This is a genomic window from Pseudoduganella sp., assembly GCF_041914865.1.
Taxonomy (GTDB): domain Bacteria; phylum Pseudomonadota; class Gammaproteobacteria; order Burkholderiales; family Burkholderiaceae_D; genus Rugamonas.
In genome coordinates this window covers 20,581-36,528 of record NZ_JAYSCO010000057.1, presented here as the reverse complement: position 1 = coordinate 36,528, position 15,948 = coordinate 20,581, and the positions used below count along the sequence as shown (strand labels likewise).

The following is a 15,948-nucleotide window of genomic DNA, read 5'->3' as shown; positions in this document are numbered from 1 at the left end:
ACCATGATCAGGCCGTGCATGGTGGTGAGCTGGTTGAACAGCTCGGGGTTCACGATCTGCAGGCCGGGCTGGAACAGCTCGGCGCGGATCAGCAGCGCGAGCACGCCGCCGACCATCAGCATGGCGAACGCGAACAGCAGGTACATCGTGCCGATGTCCTTGTGGTTCGTCGCGTAGAGCCAGCGCCGCCAGCCGTGCGGCGCGTGGTGGTCGTGGTCGTGATCGTGCGCGTGGGCGTGGCCGCCGTGCTGGTCGATGACTGCGCTCATGACGTTTCCTTGGAATGCGACGGATTACTTGCGGGCGGCGAGCACGTCGGCCGGCTGCACCAGCTGGCCGGTCTTGTTCGACCAGTTGTTCTTCGTGTAGGTGACGACCGCGGCGATCTCGGTGTCCGAGAGCTGCTTCCACGCCGGCATGGTGCCGTTGTTCTGGCCGTGCAGCACCACGGCGACCTGCTTGAGCTTGTCGGCATCGACCACCACCGGCGAGCCGTCCAGCGGCTTGATCGGGCCGGCGCCCTTGCCGTTGGGCTGGTGGCAGGCGGCGCAGTTGGCGGCGTAGACCTTCGCGCCGCGCGCGACCAGGTCTTCGAGCTTCCAGACCTTGGCCGGATCGTCGGCCGCGGCGGCCATCTTCTTCTTCTCGCCGTCGACCCACTGGCTGTAGTCCGCCTTGGACAGCACCTTCACGTGGATCGGCATGTAGGCGTGCTCCTTGCCGCACAGCTCGGCGCACTGGCCGTAGAAGTCGCCGGTCTTCTCGGCGCGGAACCAGGTGTCGCGCACGAAGCCGGGGATGGCGTCCTGCTTGACGCCGAAGGCCGGGATCATCCAGGCGTGGATCACGTCGTTGGCGGTGGTCACGATACGGATTTTCTTGCCGACCGGGACCACCACTTCATTGTCCACTTCCATCAGGTAGTTTTCGCCGCGCTTTTCGGTCGGCGCTTCACCCGGCTGGCCCACTTGCGAGCGCGGGGTGGACAGGTTGGAGATGAAGGAAATGCCCTCGCCTTCGCCCTTCAGGTAGTCATAGCCCCATTTCCACTGCATGCCGGTGGCTTTGATGGTGATGTCGGCGTTGGAGGTGTCTTTCATGGCCACGACGGTCTTGGTCGCTGGCAGCGCCATGCCGATCACGATCAGGAACGGGACGACGGTCCAGGCGATCTCGACGGCGGTGGATTCGTGGAAGGTGGCGGCTTTGTGGCCGAGCGACTTGCGGTGCTTGAAGATGGAGTAGAACATCACGCCGAACACGGCGACGAAGATGACCAGGATGATGATCATCATCAGGTTGTGCAGGCTGTAGATATCGGCCGCAATCTGCGTTGCAGGAGCCTGCAGGTTCAACTGATTCACCATCGGACCGCCGGTACCGCCGGTCGCGGTCTTGTAGTCAACAGCCGCTGTCGCCGCGGGACCAGCCCACGCCGCGTTCGCGGCGGTGACGGCCAAGCCGAGCATCAACGATTGAAGTCGTTTCGCAAGTTTCATGTTTTCCCCAACCACCCAAAAAAAATAAATTGGTGTGCTACGTCCCCGTCGCACGCTAAAACACCTAAAGGTTCCGAGCGTGTGCCTCACGAAAAATTTCATGAAACGACTGTGCTGGAACCTTGTATTCGCTGCCGACGACCTTATCTCCGCGGTAGCTAGTTGCCGGCCCGGGGAGCGCATGGCTGCGTTCGTCTGGGCAAAATACTGGCAAAATTAGTCAATGATTATAATCAGTGAACATGTCCTACATCAAGGGAAAGTACCCCCGAGGTGTGGTAAACCACTGTATTTTCACCCTTTTTTGCCTATTTTTTAGGCTTGCGCGGCAAATCAAAACGAATGATCGCTTCCCCGCTGCTGGTCACGCGCGGCGCCGGCCGGAAGGCATGCCCGTAGATCACTTCGAAGGTCAAAGCCAGCTTGCCATCGGCCCGGCGCTGGCGCTCCAGGCCAGCCTTCAGGCGCGCGTAGGCATCCTTGCCCAGCAAGCCTTTACGGCGCGTGTGCAGCGGGTTGCCGCCCAGGGCGCGCGCGTCGGCCAGCAGCTTGTCGGCGCTGTCGTAGGTGACCGTGATCTTTTCCATATCCATCACCGGCTCGGCGAACCCGGCTTCCACCAGCTGGTCGCCAAAATCGTGCATGTCGACGAAGGGCAGCGTGTGTGGCGCCAAGTCAACATCCGCAAACGCCGTGCGCAGCTCCTGCAGCGTATCCGGACCGAAGCAGGAGAACATCAGCAAGCCGCCGACTTTCAATACCCGATGCCATTCCGCAAACACGCGGTCGGGCTGCGGGTGCCAGTGCAGCGCAAGGTTAGACCAGACCAGGTCGACGTTGTTGCGCGCCAGCGGCAGGTCGGCCATATCGGCGCACAGGTAGTCAATGCCCGATTTTGCTGGTAGCAGTTTGCCAATCAACTGGCTCAGGCCGGATTTGGCGGCCTGGCCACGGGCGGCCGCGATCATGGCCGGCGCGGTGTCGACGCCGAGGATCTGGGCGGCGGGATAGCTCTTTTGCAAGACCGGCAAATCCTGCCCGGTGCCGCAGCCCGCGTCCAGCACGCGCTGCGGGTTCACTTTCACCAGTTGCAGGCGTTCGTGCATGCGGCCGGCGATCTCGCGCCGCAGGAAGTCGGCCTCGGCCACGCGGCCCGGGTCGGAAAACAGGCGGCGGACTAGATCGAGGTCAATCGGAGCGCTCAATTTCGGCGGTTTTGCTGGGACTTGCATATTAATTACTGTATTTGGGTGGGATAATCCGAGCAGTTTACTCGTTCGCGGGGATTTGCGATGGCTGGCGCATTTGCCGGCGGCCTGCTGGCCGCCCTGCTGCCCTGTAATTGCGTGCTGTGCAGCGCCAGCGGCGCGGCCCTGCTCTGCCCCGGCTGCCGCGACCAGTTCTTCCGCCTGCACCCGCCGCGCTGTCCCATCTGCGCCAACCCGCTGCCACCCCAGCCAGCCTCCCCGTCCGCCTCCGGGCGCGCTGCGCCGCATGCGGCCAGGGAAAGCGCCGCGGCCAGCGCCCCGCCAGCGGCCCAGCCGCCACTGGCGTCGCTGGTGCCGTGCGCGCGCTGCCAGTCCGAGCGCCCGGCCTTTGACGCCACCATCGTGGCCGCCGACTACGCCCTTCCTGTAGACCGACTCGTCCTTCAGTTAAAATTCGCCGGACAGCTTGCCCTCGCGCGCCTGTTTGCCGACCTGCTGGCCAAGGCGGTCAAGGACAACGAAGCAACGCGCCCCGCCCTGCTCTGCCCTGTGCCGCTGGGAATGCAGCGCCTGGCCGAACGCGGCTACAACCAGTCGCTGGAAATCGCGCGCCCGCTGGGCCGGCAGCTCGGCATCGCGCTCCACGCCGGACTCGCGGTGCGCGTACGCGAAACGCGGGCACAAAGCAGCACCCCGCATGGCGCGCGCCACGCCAATATCGCGCACGCCTTCGCCATCCCCGAGCGGGCGCTGGTGGAAGGCCGCCACATCGGCCTGGTGGACGACGTAATGAGCAGCGGCCAGACCTTGCAGGAACTGGCGGCAACACTCAAGCGCCACGGCGCTGCGCGTGTGACGAACTATGTGTTCGCGCGCACGCCCCCGAATACCAATTAGGAGAACATCTTGTTTCATGTAGTGCTGGTCAACCCGGAAATTCCTCCCAACACGGGCAACGTGATCCGCCTGTGCGCCAACACGGGCGCCCAGCTGCACCTGATCGAGCCGCTCGGCTTCCCGCTGGACGACGCCAAGATGCGGCGCGCCGGCCTAGACTACCATGAATATGCGGAAATGAAAGTGCACAAGGACTGGGATGCCTTCCTGGCCGACGTCCAGCCGGACACCAGCCGCATGTTCGCCATGACCACCCATGGCTCGCGCCCGTTCGCCGAACTGGCCTTCGAGCCGGGCGACGTGTTCGTATTCGGCAGCGAGACGCGCGGCCTGGCGCCGGAGTTCCGCGAATCGTTCCCGACGCAGCAGCGCATCCGCCTGCCGATGATGCCCGGTAACCGCAGCCTGAACCTCTCCAACACCGTGGCCGTAGTGGTCTTCGAAGCCTGGCGCCAGCACGGTTACGCCGGCGGTGCATAAGGTTTGATCTAGCGCAAACCCCGCGCCTGCCCTGCGCGGAACCCGGCAGCGGGCCGGCGCTCCAACGCGCATGGCCCACTCCCCCGTCCCCAGCCACGCCCCCGACCAGCTCGACAGCGCCTGGAAGTGCGCGCTCGACCAACTGATCGGGGAATGCCTGGCCACCTGCTTCCCCGCCCTGGCGGCGGTGCTGGACTTGTCGCGCCCATTTACCATCCTGGATGGCGAGCTGCACCAGCCGAGCGACGGCACCTCCCCCGCCGGCAACGCCTGCCATGCCGACCGCGTCTACCAATGCTTCACCCGCGACGGGCGCGCTGTGTGCCTGCACGTCGAGGTCCAATGCCAGCACGACGAGCATTTCGCCCAGCGCGTGTTCATTTACCATGCACTTCTGTTTGCCAGGCACAAGATCCCCGTGATCAGCCTGGTCATCCTCGGTGATGGATCGGCCGCGTGGCGTCCTTGCGAATTTGGCTACGGCTTCGGCGGTTGCGAACTGACCCTGAGCTTCGCCACCGTCAAGTTGCTCGACCTCAAGCCGGCCCTCCCCGCGCTGCTGCAATCCGGCAACGGCTTCGCATTATTTGCCGCCGCCCACCTCGAAATAATGCAAACAAAAGGGGAACCTTTCGCGCGGCTCGCTGCCAAATGCAGGCTGACCCGCACCTTGTGCGGCTTCGGCTGGCAGGAAACCCGCCTGGCGCAAATGCTCGAACTGCTCGACCGGCTCATGCCTTTGCCCAAAAGGCTGGACGGCAAGTACCGCCACTACATCAACCGCATGAAAGGAATGCATATGTTGACACTCATACAGCGACTTCAGCATGACCACATTCGGCGCATGCTGGGACGGGCAGTATCGCATGGCAACCGAATCGGCCGCGAAGAGGGCCGCAAAGAGGGCCTGGAGGCAGGCCTGCGGCTGGGGATGATGAAAGCTGTGGAAGCACGCTTCGGTCCTCTCCCGGCGGACGCCGCCGCGCGGATGCGGGCGGCCTCTCCTGAAGAGTTACATCGCTGGGTCGAGCGCCTCCGGCAAGCCAGCTCACTTGACGAGCTGATGGATTGACCCACGGTAGCGTGTGGGCGCGCACGCTTGGAATAACGTATAACCGGGCAGAAAGGAGGCTCCTGATGTTCGACCTCAACCTGCCCTGGTGGGAATTCGTCGTGCGCGGCGTCATGATCTACGCTGCGCTGCTCCTGATGATGCGCCTGAGCGGCAAACGCACCATCGGCCAGTTCACGCCGTTCGATTTGCTGGTGGTGATGCTACTGAGCGAATCCGTCTCGCCCGGCCTGACCGGCGGCGACGACTCGGTGGGCGGCGGCCTGATCGTAGTGGTCACCCTGGTGGCGCTGAACGTGGCCATCGCCTTCATCACCGCGCGCAGCCGCAAGGCGGCCGACCTGGTGGAAGGCACGGCCGTGCTGCTGGGCCGGGACGGCAGGGTGTTCAAGGAAGCCCTGCGCCGCAACCACGTGGCGGAAAGCGACCTCGAACAATCCCTGCGCGAGGCCGACTGCCCGCTTGAAAAGATGAAATACGCTTTCCTGGAAGCGGATGGCAAGATCACGATCCTGCAACATTAGAGAAAGCCGATGTGCTTGCGCTCCAGACCCGACATCACCAGCTTGATGTAGCGGTTGGGAATGTACAGCTCCAGCTCCACCGCCGCCCCCTCCGCATTGCGCGTTTCCGCGACCAGGTGGAAGAAGCTACGGTCCGGGTTGGCCTCCTTACATGGCAAAAACTTGCCGGACGGTCCGTCGCCCAGGTAATCCTTCAGCACGGCGCCCAGTTCCGCCACGCCCTCATCGGTAAGCAGCACACCAAAAGCCATGACGGCCTCCTATTTTCCAAACATGCGCACCTTGGCCAGCAGCTTGGTGGTCGAGCGGTCATGCTCGAAGTCGATGGCCACCGCCTTGCCGCCGTATGCCAGCACGGCCTGCCCTTCCGGGATGGCAGTCATATCGTAATCGCCGCCCTTGGCGTAGATTTCCGGCTTGGCCTGCAGCACCGCCTCCAGCGCCGTATCCTCATCGAAGGGCACCACCAGGCTGACCGACTCCAGCGCCGCCAGCAAGGCCATGCGGTCCTCGCAATTGTTCAGCGGACGGTCGTCGCCCTTGCCCAGGCGCTTGACCGAAGCATCGGTGTTGGCCGCCACCACCAGCGAGGCACCCAGCGAACGTGCCTGCGCCAGGTAGGTCACGTGGCCGCGGTGCAGGATATCGAACACGCCATTGGTCATCACCACCGGTTTCGGCAACGCCGCCACGCGTCCCGCCAGTTCGGCGCGCGTGCACATCTTCTTTTCAAAATCGATCATTGACCGTCTTCTTCCTCATCTTCATCCAGTTGCATGCTTAGGCCGCCCGACTTGACCGGCGCCGCCGTCTCGCCTGCCTCGGGCGGCGGGCGGTTGCCGTGCAGCTTGATCTGCAGGCGCAGGCCGTTGGTCGAATCGGCATTGCGCAAGGCCTCTTCGTAGCCGATATAGCCCTTATTATAGAGTTCGAACAGGGCCTGGTCGAAGGTGCACATGCCCAGCTCGCGCGACTTGGCCATGATCTCCTTGATCGAGTGGAAGTTGCCTTTGAAGATCATCTCGGCGATGGTCGGCGTGTTCAGCAGGATCTCGATGGCCGCCTTGCGGCCGTTGCCGTCCTCGGTGCGGATCAGGCGCTGCGACACGATGGCGCGCAGGTTGGACGACAGGTCCATCAGCAGCTGGTTGCGGCGCTCCTCGGGGAAGAAGTTGATGATGCGGTCCATGGTCTGGTTCGCATTATTGGCGTGCAAGGTGCCCAGGCACAGGTGGCCGGTCTCAGCGAAGGCGATCGCGTGCTCCATGGTTTCCGTATCGCGGATCTCGCCGATCAGGATCACGTCCGGCGCCTGGCGCAGGGTGTTTTTCAGCGCATGGTGCCAGGACAGGGTGTCCACGCCCACTTCGCGGTGGGTGATCAGGCAGCCCTTGTTCTTGTGCACGTACTCGACCGGGTCCTCCACCGTGATGATGTGGCCGGCCGAATTCTGGTTGCGGTAATCGATCATGGCCGCCAGCGTGGTCGACTTGCCGGAGCCGGTGCCGCCCACCACCAGCACCAGGCCGCGCTTGGTCATCACCACTTCCTTCAGCACCTCCGGCAGGTCGAGCTTCTGGAAATTCGGGATTTCGGAGGCGATGGTACGGATCACCATGCCCACCGCCTGCTGCTGCACAAAGACGTTGACGCGGAAACGGCACACGTTCGGCAGCGAAATCGCGAAATTGCACTCCAGCTCCGTCTCGAACTCGCGGCGCTGCTTCTCGTTCATGATGGCGTAGGCCAGGGCGCGCGTGACATCGGGCGTCAGGCGCTGCTGGCTCAGCGCGCGCATCGAACCCTGCGACTTGATGCTGGGCGGGAAATCCGCGGAAATGAACAAGTCGGAGCCGCCAACCTGGTGCATGGCGGCCAGTAATTTGTGGATATACGCCTGGGCTTCTTCGTGGCCTAGTGTGGATGACATATTCGCCTCGTTGTGTGGATTGCTGGTCATTATAGCCAGCGCCCTCCCCCATTCGTGGCATTGCACCAAGGCATACACCTGTGTTCAAATGGATTCATGACACTGACCGAGCTCAAATATATCGTAGCTGTTGCCAGAGCGAAACACTTTGGCCATGCCGCCGAAGCGTGTTTCGTGGCCCAACCCACCCTGTCAGTCGCCATCAAGAAACTGGAAGACGAGCTCGGCGTCGTCCTGTTTGAGCGCGGCGGGGCGGAAATCTCCGTCACCCCGCTGGGCGCCCAGATCGTGGCCCAGGCCGAGCGCGTGCTGGAGCAGACGGCGGCGATCAAGGAACTGGCCAAACAGAACAAGGACCCGCTGGCCGGGCCGTTGCGCCTTGGCGTCATCTACACCATCGGCCCCTACCTGCTGCCGCCACTGGTCAAGCGCATGATCGAAAAGACGCCGCAGATGCCCTTGATCCTGCAGGAAAATTTCACCGTCAAGCTGCTGGAAATGCTGCGCCAGGGCGAGCTGGACGCCGCCATCATGGCGCTGCCGCTGCCGGAGCACGGCATGGCGGTACAGCCGCTGTACGACGAGCCGTTCGTGGTGGCCATGCCCAAGGGCCACCCCTGGTCGGGCCGCAACAGCGTGCCGGCCGAGCTGCTGAAGACCGAAACCATGCTCCTGCTGGGCAATGGCCACTGTTTCCGCGACCAGGTGCTGGAAGTGTGCCCGGAGATGGCGCGCTTCTCCTCGCCCGGCAACGGCATGCAGCGCACCTTCGAAGGTTCGTCGCTGGAAACCATCCGCCACATGGTGGCCAGCGGCATCGGCCTGACCGTGCTGCCGCGCGCCTCGGTGCCCGACATGGAAGGGCGCGACGGCATGTTGGCATTCCGCTATTTCGAGAACCCGGAGCCGAACCGGCGCGTGGTCATCGTCTGGCGCAAGAGCTTTACCCGCAAGGCCGCCATCGACGCCATCGTGGAGGCGGTGGGCGATTGCCAGTTGCCGGGCGTCAGGATGCTCAACGGCCACGCGGAGTAAAATAATGGGATGGAAGCGACTACCCCACCCCTGAGCAAACTCGAACTGTATTTCCGCCTGGTGCGGCTGGACAAGCCGATCGGCACCGTACTGCTGCTGTGGCCAACCCTGGCCGCCTTGTGGCTCGCGTCCGGCGGCGTGCCGGACTGGCAGCTGCTGCTGATTTTCTCGCTCGGCACCTTCCTGATGCGCTCGGCCGGCTGCGCCGTCAATGACTACGCCGACCAGGATTTCGACAAGCACGTCAAACGCACCGCCGAGCGCCCGATCACCAGCGGCCGCGTCAGCGGCAAGGAGGCGCTGGCGATCGCCGCCGGCCTGTCGCTGGCCGCCTTCCTGCTGATCCAGCCCTTGAATGCCCTGGTCAAGCAGCTCAGCGTGGCCGCGCTCATCATTGCCGGCACCTACCCCTACTTCAAACGCTTCTTCGCCATCCCGCAAGCTTACCTCGGCATCGCCTTCGGTTTCGGCATGCCGATGGCGTTCGCCGCCGTGCAGGGCACGGTGCCGGCGGTGGCCTGGCTGCTGTTGCTGGGCAATGTGTTCTGGGCCGTGGCCTACGACACCGAGTACGCCATGGTCGACCGCGACGACGACCTGAAGATCGGCATCAAGACGTCGGCCATCACGTTTGGCCGCTTCGACGTGGCCGCCATCATGCTGTGTTATGGCCTGCACCTGGCGATCCTGCTGCTGGCGGGCCAGCACTTTGGCCTGGGCTGGCCCTTCCTGGCCGGCATCGCCGTGGCTGCCGCCTGCGCGGTTTACCACTACTTCCTGATCCGCGGCCGCGAGCGTGCGCCTTGTTTTGCCGCTTTCCGCCACAATAACTACCTCGGCGCTGCAGTCTTCGCAGGCATTGCGCTCGACTACGCGCTGCGCTGACCTATACTGGAAGTTACCTGAGTGCTGTTCACTGACACGAGGCGATCATGGACCAGACACCCCAAGCAGCAAAACCTAATGGCGGCGGCGTTGCCAATGGCAAGAGCCATGCCCATAACGACAGTGCGGAAGCCCGCGAACGGCTGATGAGTGACCTCAAGCAAGCCGTGCAGGATGCGGAAACCTGGCTGCGCAATGCCACCTCCGCCAATTCGGAGGACCTCGGCATGGTCAAAGCCAAGTTCGAGGATACCCTGCGCACGGCCAAGCGCGATTTGCTGAAACTGGAAGACAGCGTCATCGCGCGCGGCAAAATGGCGGCCCAGGCCACCGACCACTACGTGCACGACCATCCGTGGAAATCAGTGGCTGCCGGCGCCGCCATCGGCGTCATAGTCGGCTTGCTGATTGCCCGCCGCTAGCGGCGCTAGCCATGGGCCCGGGCCGCGCCGCCGCGCTGGCCCGGTAGGCGCTCGGCGACATGCCGAACAGCTGGCCGAAAGTGCGGCGCAGCATGGGTTCGCTGCGGAAGCCCGATTGCAGCGCCACCTGCAATATCGACAGGCCGGGCTGCGCCAGCAGTTCCTTCGCATATTCGCCGCGGCAGCGCGCGATATAGATATGCGGCGGCATGCCCACCGCATGCTGGAAGCGGCGCGAGAAATTGCGCACGCTCATGGCGCTGCGCTGCGCCGCGCTTTCCACCGTTAGATCCTGCTTGAAGCAGCGCTCGATGTATTCCTGCGCCTGGCGGATGCGCTGGTCGCCGTGCTGCTTGAGGGCGGTGTTGCGGATCGCCACCCGCTCGTAGGTCGGCTGCGTCACCGTATTCGTGTAGCGGCTGAACTTGTGCGCCGCAGCAGCGCCGTAAAAGTGGCTGACCAGGTAGCTGCACGCATCCAGGCAGGGGTTGACCGAGCCGGCGCTGATGATGCTGCCGTCGATCAGCAGCGGCGCATCGGGCGTGAAGCGCACCTCCGGGTAGTGGCGGGCGAACACGCGCTGGTCGGATCGGTTGCCCGTCACCTCGCGGCCATCGAGCAGGCCGGTTTCGGCCAGCAGGCGCATGCCGCCCGCCATGCCCACGATCAGCGCGCCGTTCGCATGCACCTGCAGCAGCCAGCCAGCCAGGGCCGGCGCAATCGGCGCGCGCGCGGCCATGGGCAGGTAGAAGGGCGGGACAATCACCACCTGCGGCGCCGGCATCTCGCCCAGCGTCAGTTCCGGCTGCAGGACGGGGCCGGTGAAGGAGCGCACCGGCGCCGCATCGAGCGCCACCAGGCGCACGCGGAACAGCTCCGACGCCCGCAGGTCGGCGTTGCGCGCATGCAGGGTGCCGGCGATGGCAAAGCCTTCCCGCGCCAGCAAGGCCAGGCCTCCCCAGCAATCGTCCCCGACGTAGATGGCAACTGTAACCGGCGCTGTCATGTGGCCGATACTAGCACTGGATTTGGCCGATATTGACGATAACAATTCGATAATGGACAGATATACTGGCTTGGCTGCTGCATCTATACAACAAGCTGGGGAGACGACGTATGTTGAAAGCCATCGGCGCCATCGCGCTGTGCGGCCTGCTGTCCGCCTGTACCAAGAACATGCCAAGCTTGCCGGCGCCAGCCTCGGCCGCCGACATCGCCTTCCAGAAGCAGCTGCAGGAGCAGCTGCTCGACGCCAAGCCCGGCGCCGTGATCGAGATCCCGGCCGGCAAATACAAATTCACCAGCGGCCTGCAGCTGCGCGCCGACGGCGTGACAATCCGCGGCGCCGGCATGGACAAGACCATCCTCTCCTTCAAGCCCCAAATCACCGGGCCCGAAGGCTTGCTCGTGTACGGCAACAACTTCACCATCGAGGGCCTGACCATCGAAGATTCCAAGGGCGATGGGCTGAAGATCAATGACGGCGACCACATCACCATCCGCAGCGTGAAGGTGCAGTGGACCGGCGGCTCCAAGGTCAGCAACGGCGCCTACGGCATCTACCCGGTCAAGACGAAAAATGTGCTGATCGAAGACTGCGTCGCGATCGCCGCCTCCGATGCCGGCATCTACGTCGGCCAGTCGCAGAACGTAGTGGTGCGCAACTCGCGCGCCCATGCCAACGTGGCCGGCATTGAAATCGAGAACACCATCAACGCGGACGTGTACGGCAATATCGCCACCGGCAACACGGGCGGCATCCTGGTGTTCAACATGCCCAACCTGCAGCAGCCCGGCCACAGCACGCGCGTGTTCAAGAACAAGGTGGAAGGCAACAACCTGGGCAACTTTGCCGCCAAGGGGACGGCGGTGGCCAGCGTACCGGCCGGCTCCGGCGTGGTGATCAACTCCAACTCGAAGGTGGAAATCTTCGACAACGACATCGCCAACAACCAGACCGCCAACGTCATCATCTCCAGCTACCACTCGACCGGCTACTTCACCGAAAAGGGCGTGGCCAAGGATTACGACCCTTACCCGAAAGCGATCTACGTCTACGACAACCGCTTCAAAGGCGGCGGCGACGCGCCCGATGGCCTCGACCTGAAGGCGCTGAAAGTGGCGCTGTACGGCCTGTCCGGCCACCTGCCCGACGTGCTGTGGGACGGCTATGCCGACAAGGCGCTGGCGAAAAACGGCGTGATGCCGCCCGAGGCGCGCATCTGCGTGCAGGACAGCGCGGAAGTGCTGAACGCGGACGGCCCGAACAAGTACGCCAACCCGAAAGCCGATTCCGCGCCGCACCGCTGCCAGCTGGCCAAGCTGCCGCCGGTCAGCATCCCGCAACTGGGCGCGCAATCCTGATGAAGCGCCATCCCCGTCCCCTGCGGGCGGCAGGCATGGCGGCATGCGCACTGCTCCTGGCAGCGTGCGCGCGCAACCCCGCCCCGCCGGCCGAACCGGTCAACTTCATTGCCGAAGGCCGCCCCGAAAAGCTCAGCGAATGGCGCCTGATGGCCGCCAGCGAAGGGCAACTGGTGCTGAACAAGGAGGTGCTGCCCTATACCCTGAACACGCCGCTGTTCAGCGACTACGCGCACAAGCTGCGCACCGTGTGGATGCCGAAAGGTGTCTCGGCCGCCTACCAGGCCGATACCGCTTTCGATTTCCCGGTCGGCACCATCATCAGCAAGACCTTCTACTATCCGCGCGACGGCGCCGGCCAGGCCGTGCTGGCGACCGACGACAATGGCGACGCCAGCCAGCTCGACCTGAAGAAGGTGCGGCTGATGGAAACCCGCCTGCTGGTGCGCCGCGCCGAAGGCTGGATCGCCCTGCCCTATGTGTGGAACGCGCAGCAGACCGAGGCCGTGCTGCAGCGCACCGGCGAGCAGGTCCCGCTGGAGATGGCCACGCCGCAGGGCAGGCAGAAATTCACCTACGTGGTGCCGAACGTGAACCAGTGCGCGTCCTGCCACGTGGCGGACCTGAAGAGCAAAAAGTTCGAGCCGCTCGGGCTCAAGGCGCGCCACATCAACCTGGGCGGGCAGCTGGAAAAGCTGGCCGCCGCCGGCTACCTGCATGGCGCGCCGCCGTCGGCCGCGGCGCCGCGCAACGCCGACTGGCGCGACCAGGGCGCCAGCATCGACGCCCGCGCGCGCGCCTACCTCGACATCAACTGCGCGCACTGCCACAACAACAAGGGCACGGCCAACACCACCGCCCTGCACCTGGAAATCGGCGCGCCGGCCAACCAGCACCTGGGCCTGTGCAAGCCGCCCGTGGCGGCGGGCGCCGGCACCGGCGGCAATTCCTTCGGCATCAATCCGGGCAAGCCGGATGATTCGATCTTCGTGTTCCGCCTGAAATCGACGGAGACCGGAGTGATGATGCCGGAGCTGGGACGCACCACCTCGCACCGCGAAGGCGTGGAACTGATCCGCGCATGGATCGGGGCGATGAAGGAGAGCTGCAACTGATCCAACCGAGGGGAGACCGCATGAAGCTTCGCCAGAAAGTCCTGTCGTCCAGCATTTCCAGCGCCTTGCTCGCCTGCTGCGGCGCGGCCGCCGCCGCCGAGCAGCCGCCGAAAGAGGAAACCCACGTCGTGGTGGTCACGGCGCAGAACCGCACGCAGCAGGCGCAGGACGTGCCGATCGCGCTGCAGATCATCGGCGCCGACCAGATCGACAAGCTGGCCTCGCCCAATCTGGCGGAGATGAACGGCTACATACCCGGCCTGTCGGTCAGTGCCGAGCAGCCGACCCAGCCCTCCATGTCGCTGCGCGGCATCGGCACCGGCGACTTCGGCATCGGCACCGACGCCCCGGTCGGCGTGTACATCGACGGGGTATATGCGGGCAAGACCGGCGGCGCGGTCATGAACTTCAACGACGTGCAGCGCATCGAGGTGCTGAAGGGCCCGCAGGGCACCCTGTTCGGCCGCAACAGCGCGGCCGGCGCGATCTCGGTGGTGACGCGCGAGCCGGGCCGCGATAACGAACTGGAAGCGCGCCTGCGCTACGGCAAATACAAGACGCGCAACGTGGAGCTGCTGGCCAATGCGCCGCTGTCAGACAGCACGGCGCTGCGCATCACGGCCGTGCACCACGGCAGCGACGGCTGGCTGAAGGATGCCGCCACCGGCGCCTCGCTGCAGCACGGCACCGACAGCGGCGTGCGCGCCACCCTGCGCTGGGATGCCCCGGCGCGCGCCAAGGTGCTGCTATCGGTCGAAGCGGAAAAGCTGGACCACATGGCGCGCCCCGCCATCGGCCTGGTGGCGGGCGTGCCGTCGCTGCCGGTCAATCCCGCCAGCTACCTCGACCCGCGCACGGCCCCGGTCTACAACGACGCCGCCAACAACGGCGAGACGCGCGATTTCCGCGGCGGCACCCTGCGCATCGAAGTCCCGCTCGGCTGGGCCACCTTCAATTCCACCACCGGCGTGCGCCGCTTCGATTCGCGCAACCGGCAGGACAACGACGGCACCAACCGCATCACGCACTACGTCGACACGGAAAACGCGGAGCGCAACCGCAGCTGGCAGCAGGAGTTCCGCCTGTCCGGCAATACCGGCCTGGCCGACTGGGTCACGGGCCTGAGCTTCTACCACGAGAAGGCCAACCAGACCAGCCAGGTCAACACCAATACCAACACGCTCGACACCATTTTCGGCAACGTGGCCAACCTGCCCGTCTTCAGCCTGCTGGAAGGCGCGGCCGCCATGGCCGGCATCCCGGCCGGCCTGCTGGGCAACCCGTGGCAGGAGGACATGCACGTGGCGGGCCGCTACAAGGCCAGCGCCATCTACGGCGACGTGATCTGGCACCTGGCGCCCAAGCTGAACCTGACCACCGGCGTGCGCTACACGCGCGACGACAAGCGCTTCAGCTGGTATAGCCCGCTGCGCACGGCCAACGCCCTGGACGCCTCGGTCCAGCGCCTGCAAGGGCTGGGATTCTTCGACGCCCTGGTCGCCATGGGCGCCATATCGGAAATGGAAATGATGATGGCGCTCGGCGCCATGGGCCAGAATATCGAGTTCACCAGCCCCGGCGCCACCGCCAAGCCGCTGGAGAAGCGCAACAAGTGGAACGACACCAGCCCGCGCGCCGTGCTCGATTACAAGCTCAATGACGACATGATGGTGTACGGCTCCGTCTCCAAAGGCTACCAGTCGGGCGGCTTCAATGCGCTGCAGGTCAACGCCAGCTACGAGCCGGAAAAGGTGTGGAACTATGAAGTGGGCATGAAGAACTACTACCGCCAGTACAAGCTGCTGGTGAACGCCTCGCTCTACCACTACAAGTTCAGCAACCTGCAGTCGCTGGCCCTGGTCAACAACGGCTCCGCCATCCCCACCTACCAGGTCACCAGCAGCGACCAGGAAGCGCACGGCCTGGACTTCGAAGCGCGCTGGCAGCCGGCGCGCGACCTGCGCCTGAACATGAGCGCCGCCTATATCGACCAGACCTACAAGACCTTCACTACCAGCGACGGCATCAAGCTCGATGGCCAGCCGGTGGGCACGCCGAAATGGACCACCGCCCTGGGCGCCGACTACTGGCTGCGCGGCGTGGCCGGCGGCGACATGAACTTCACCCTGCAGCATGCCTACACCGGCGCAACGCGCTGCAATGCCGACGCGCTGCAGGGCGCCTGCCTGGTGACGCCGCGCTTCCGCGCCGGCAGCGCCACCCACCGCACCGACTTCCGCGCCGGCTACGAGGCGGCGAGCCACAAGTGGGCGGTGGCGCTGTTCGTCAACAACCTGTTCGACAAGCGCTATGTCACCAGCATTGGCAACATGACCACCGGCCTGCTCGGCACACCCTATGCCATGGTCAACCGCCCGCGCCAGGTAGGGGTGGAGCTGCGCCTGAACATGTGAGGCGGGGGCCTGGCGGAGCCCGGCGCAGGCCGCGCGGGCTCCCGCCGCGTGTCACTGGTGAAAATTCACGTGTAGTAGAATCAACCCTTTTCACCAATTCCCA

General features: G+C 64.7%; 17 protein-coding genes. 10 read left to right on the top strand and 7 right to left on the bottom strand.

What is annotated here, in order from left to right:
• The 3 genes from ACE3TQ_RS21445 to ACE3TQ_RS21435 form a co-directional block, all read right to left on the bottom strand.
• A partial coding sequence (locus tag ACE3TQ_RS21445; protein ID WP_374584808.1) for a cbb3-type cytochrome c oxidase subunit I occupies nt 1-269 on the bottom strand: 269 nt, incomplete at its 3' end.
• Nucleotides 270-293: 24 nt separating this feature from the next.
• Nucleotides 294-1,499, bottom strand: a complete 1,206-nt coding sequence (coxB, locus tag ACE3TQ_RS21440) for a cytochrome c oxidase subunit II (RefSeq protein ID WP_374584806.1) — start codon at nt 1,497-1,499, stop codon at nt 294-296.
• A gap of 308 nt (nt 1,500-1,807) precedes the next feature.
• Entirely contained in the window at nt 1,808-2,731 is a 924-nt protein-coding gene (locus ACE3TQ_RS21435; RefSeq protein WP_374584804.1) for a methyltransferase domain-containing protein, read from the bottom strand.
• Nucleotides 2,732-2,791: 60 nt separating this feature from the next.
• On the opposite strand from ACE3TQ_RS21435, the gene ACE3TQ_RS21430 reads away from it, so the two are divergent.
• The 4 genes from ACE3TQ_RS21430 (at nt 2,792) to ACE3TQ_RS21415 (ending at nt 5,680) form a co-directional block, all read left to right on the top strand.
• On the top strand, nt 2,792-3,604 hold the full coding sequence (locus ACE3TQ_RS21430) for a ComF family protein (protein WP_374584802.1): 813 nt from the start codon (nt 2,792-2,794) through the stop codon (nt 3,602-3,604).
• Between the two features lie 9 nt (nt 3,605-3,613).
• The gene (gene trmL / locus ACE3TQ_RS21425) at nt 3,614-4,084 is read left to right on the top strand and encodes a tRNA (uridine(34)/cytosine(34)/5-carboxymethylaminomethyluridine(34)-2'-O)-methyltransferase TrmL (protein ID WP_374584800.1); all 471 of its coding nucleotides are present in this window, start codon (nt 3,614-3,616) and stop codon (nt 4,082-4,084) included.
• Nucleotides 4,085-4,154: 70 nt separating this feature from the next.
• Nucleotides 4,155-5,156, top strand: a complete 1,002-nt coding sequence (locus ACE3TQ_RS21420; RefSeq protein WP_374584798.1) for a hypothetical protein — start codon at nt 4,155-4,157, stop codon at nt 5,154-5,156.
• Between the two features lie 65 nt (nt 5,157-5,221).
• Nucleotides 5,222-5,680, top strand: coding sequence for a DUF421 domain-containing protein (locus tag ACE3TQ_RS21415; RefSeq protein WP_374584796.1), 459 nt, complete (start codon nt 5,222-5,224; stop codon nt 5,678-5,680).
• Here the strand turns inward: ACE3TQ_RS21415 and ACE3TQ_RS21410 are convergent.
• The 3 genes from ACE3TQ_RS21410 to ACE3TQ_RS21400 are packed head-to-tail and all read right to left on the bottom strand — an operon-like array spanning nt 5,677 to nt 7,610.
• On the bottom strand, nt 5,677-5,931 hold the full coding sequence (locus ACE3TQ_RS21410) for a hypothetical protein (protein ID WP_374584794.1): 255 nt from the start codon (nt 5,929-5,931) through the stop codon (nt 5,677-5,679). The genes ACE3TQ_RS21415 and ACE3TQ_RS21410 overlap by 4 nt on opposite strands.
• Before the next feature lie 9 nt (nt 5,932-5,940).
• Entirely contained in the window at nt 5,941-6,423 is a 483-nt protein-coding gene (locus ACE3TQ_RS21405; protein ID WP_374584792.1) for an adenylyltransferase/cytidyltransferase family protein, read from the bottom strand.
• The gene (locus tag ACE3TQ_RS21400) at nt 6,420-7,610 is read right to left on the bottom strand and encodes a PilT/PilU family type 4a pilus ATPase (RefSeq protein ID WP_374584790.1); all 1,191 of its coding nucleotides are present in this window, start codon (nt 7,608-7,610) and stop codon (nt 6,420-6,422) included. Before ACE3TQ_RS21400 ends, ACE3TQ_RS21405 begins: the two co-directional genes overlap by 4 nt.
• A 96-nt stretch (nt 7,611-7,706) precedes the next feature.
• Between ACE3TQ_RS21400 and ACE3TQ_RS21395 the strand changes: the two genes are divergently transcribed.
• From ACE3TQ_RS21395 to ACE3TQ_RS21385, 3 genes are read left to right on the top strand one after another with little or no spacing between them, the layout of a single operon-like run.
• Complete coding sequence (locus tag ACE3TQ_RS21395) at nt 7,707-8,645, top strand: LysR substrate-binding domain-containing protein (protein WP_374584788.1); 939 nt, start codon at nt 7,707-7,709, stop codon at nt 8,643-8,645.
• Between the two features lie 30 nt (nt 8,646-8,675).
• On the top strand, nt 8,676-9,530 hold the full coding sequence (gene ubiA / locus ACE3TQ_RS21390) for a 4-hydroxybenzoate octaprenyltransferase (RefSeq protein WP_374584809.1): 855 nt from the start codon (nt 8,676-8,678) through the stop codon (nt 9,528-9,530).
• A gap of 47 nt (nt 9,531-9,577) precedes the next feature.
• Nucleotides 9,578-9,952, top strand: coding sequence for a YqjD family protein (locus ACE3TQ_RS21385; protein ID WP_374584786.1), 375 nt, complete (start codon nt 9,578-9,580; stop codon nt 9,950-9,952).
• On the opposite strand, the gene ACE3TQ_RS21380 is transcribed toward ACE3TQ_RS21385, so the two are convergent.
• On the bottom strand, nt 9,921-10,958 hold the full coding sequence (locus ACE3TQ_RS21380; RefSeq protein WP_374584784.1) for a GlxA family transcriptional regulator: 1,038 nt from the start codon (nt 10,956-10,958) through the stop codon (nt 9,921-9,923). The genes ACE3TQ_RS21385 and ACE3TQ_RS21380 overlap by 32 nt on opposite strands.
• 110 nt (nt 10,959-11,068) lie before the next feature.
• On the opposite strand from ACE3TQ_RS21380, the gene ACE3TQ_RS21375 reads away from it, so the two are divergent.
• Genes ACE3TQ_RS21375 through ACE3TQ_RS21365 form a run of 3 tightly spaced genes read left to right on the top strand, consistent with a single transcriptional unit; the run spans nt 11,069 to nt 15,845 of the window.
• Complete coding sequence (locus ACE3TQ_RS21375; protein ID WP_374584783.1) at nt 11,069-12,316, top strand: parallel beta-helix domain-containing protein; 1,248 nt, start codon at nt 11,069-11,071, stop codon at nt 12,314-12,316.
• Nucleotides 12,316-13,431, top strand: coding sequence for an SO2930 family diheme c-type cytochrome (locus tag ACE3TQ_RS21370; RefSeq protein WP_374584781.1), 1,116 nt, complete (start codon nt 12,316-12,318; stop codon nt 13,429-13,431). The genes ACE3TQ_RS21375 and ACE3TQ_RS21370 overlap by 1 nt, the downstream gene beginning before the upstream one ends.
• 20 nt (nt 13,432-13,451) lie before the next feature.
• Entirely contained in the window at nt 13,452-15,845 is a 2,394-nt protein-coding gene (locus ACE3TQ_RS21365) for a TonB-dependent receptor (RefSeq protein ID WP_374584779.1), read from the top strand.
• The last annotated feature ends 103 nt before the right edge of the window (nt 15,846-15,948 follow it).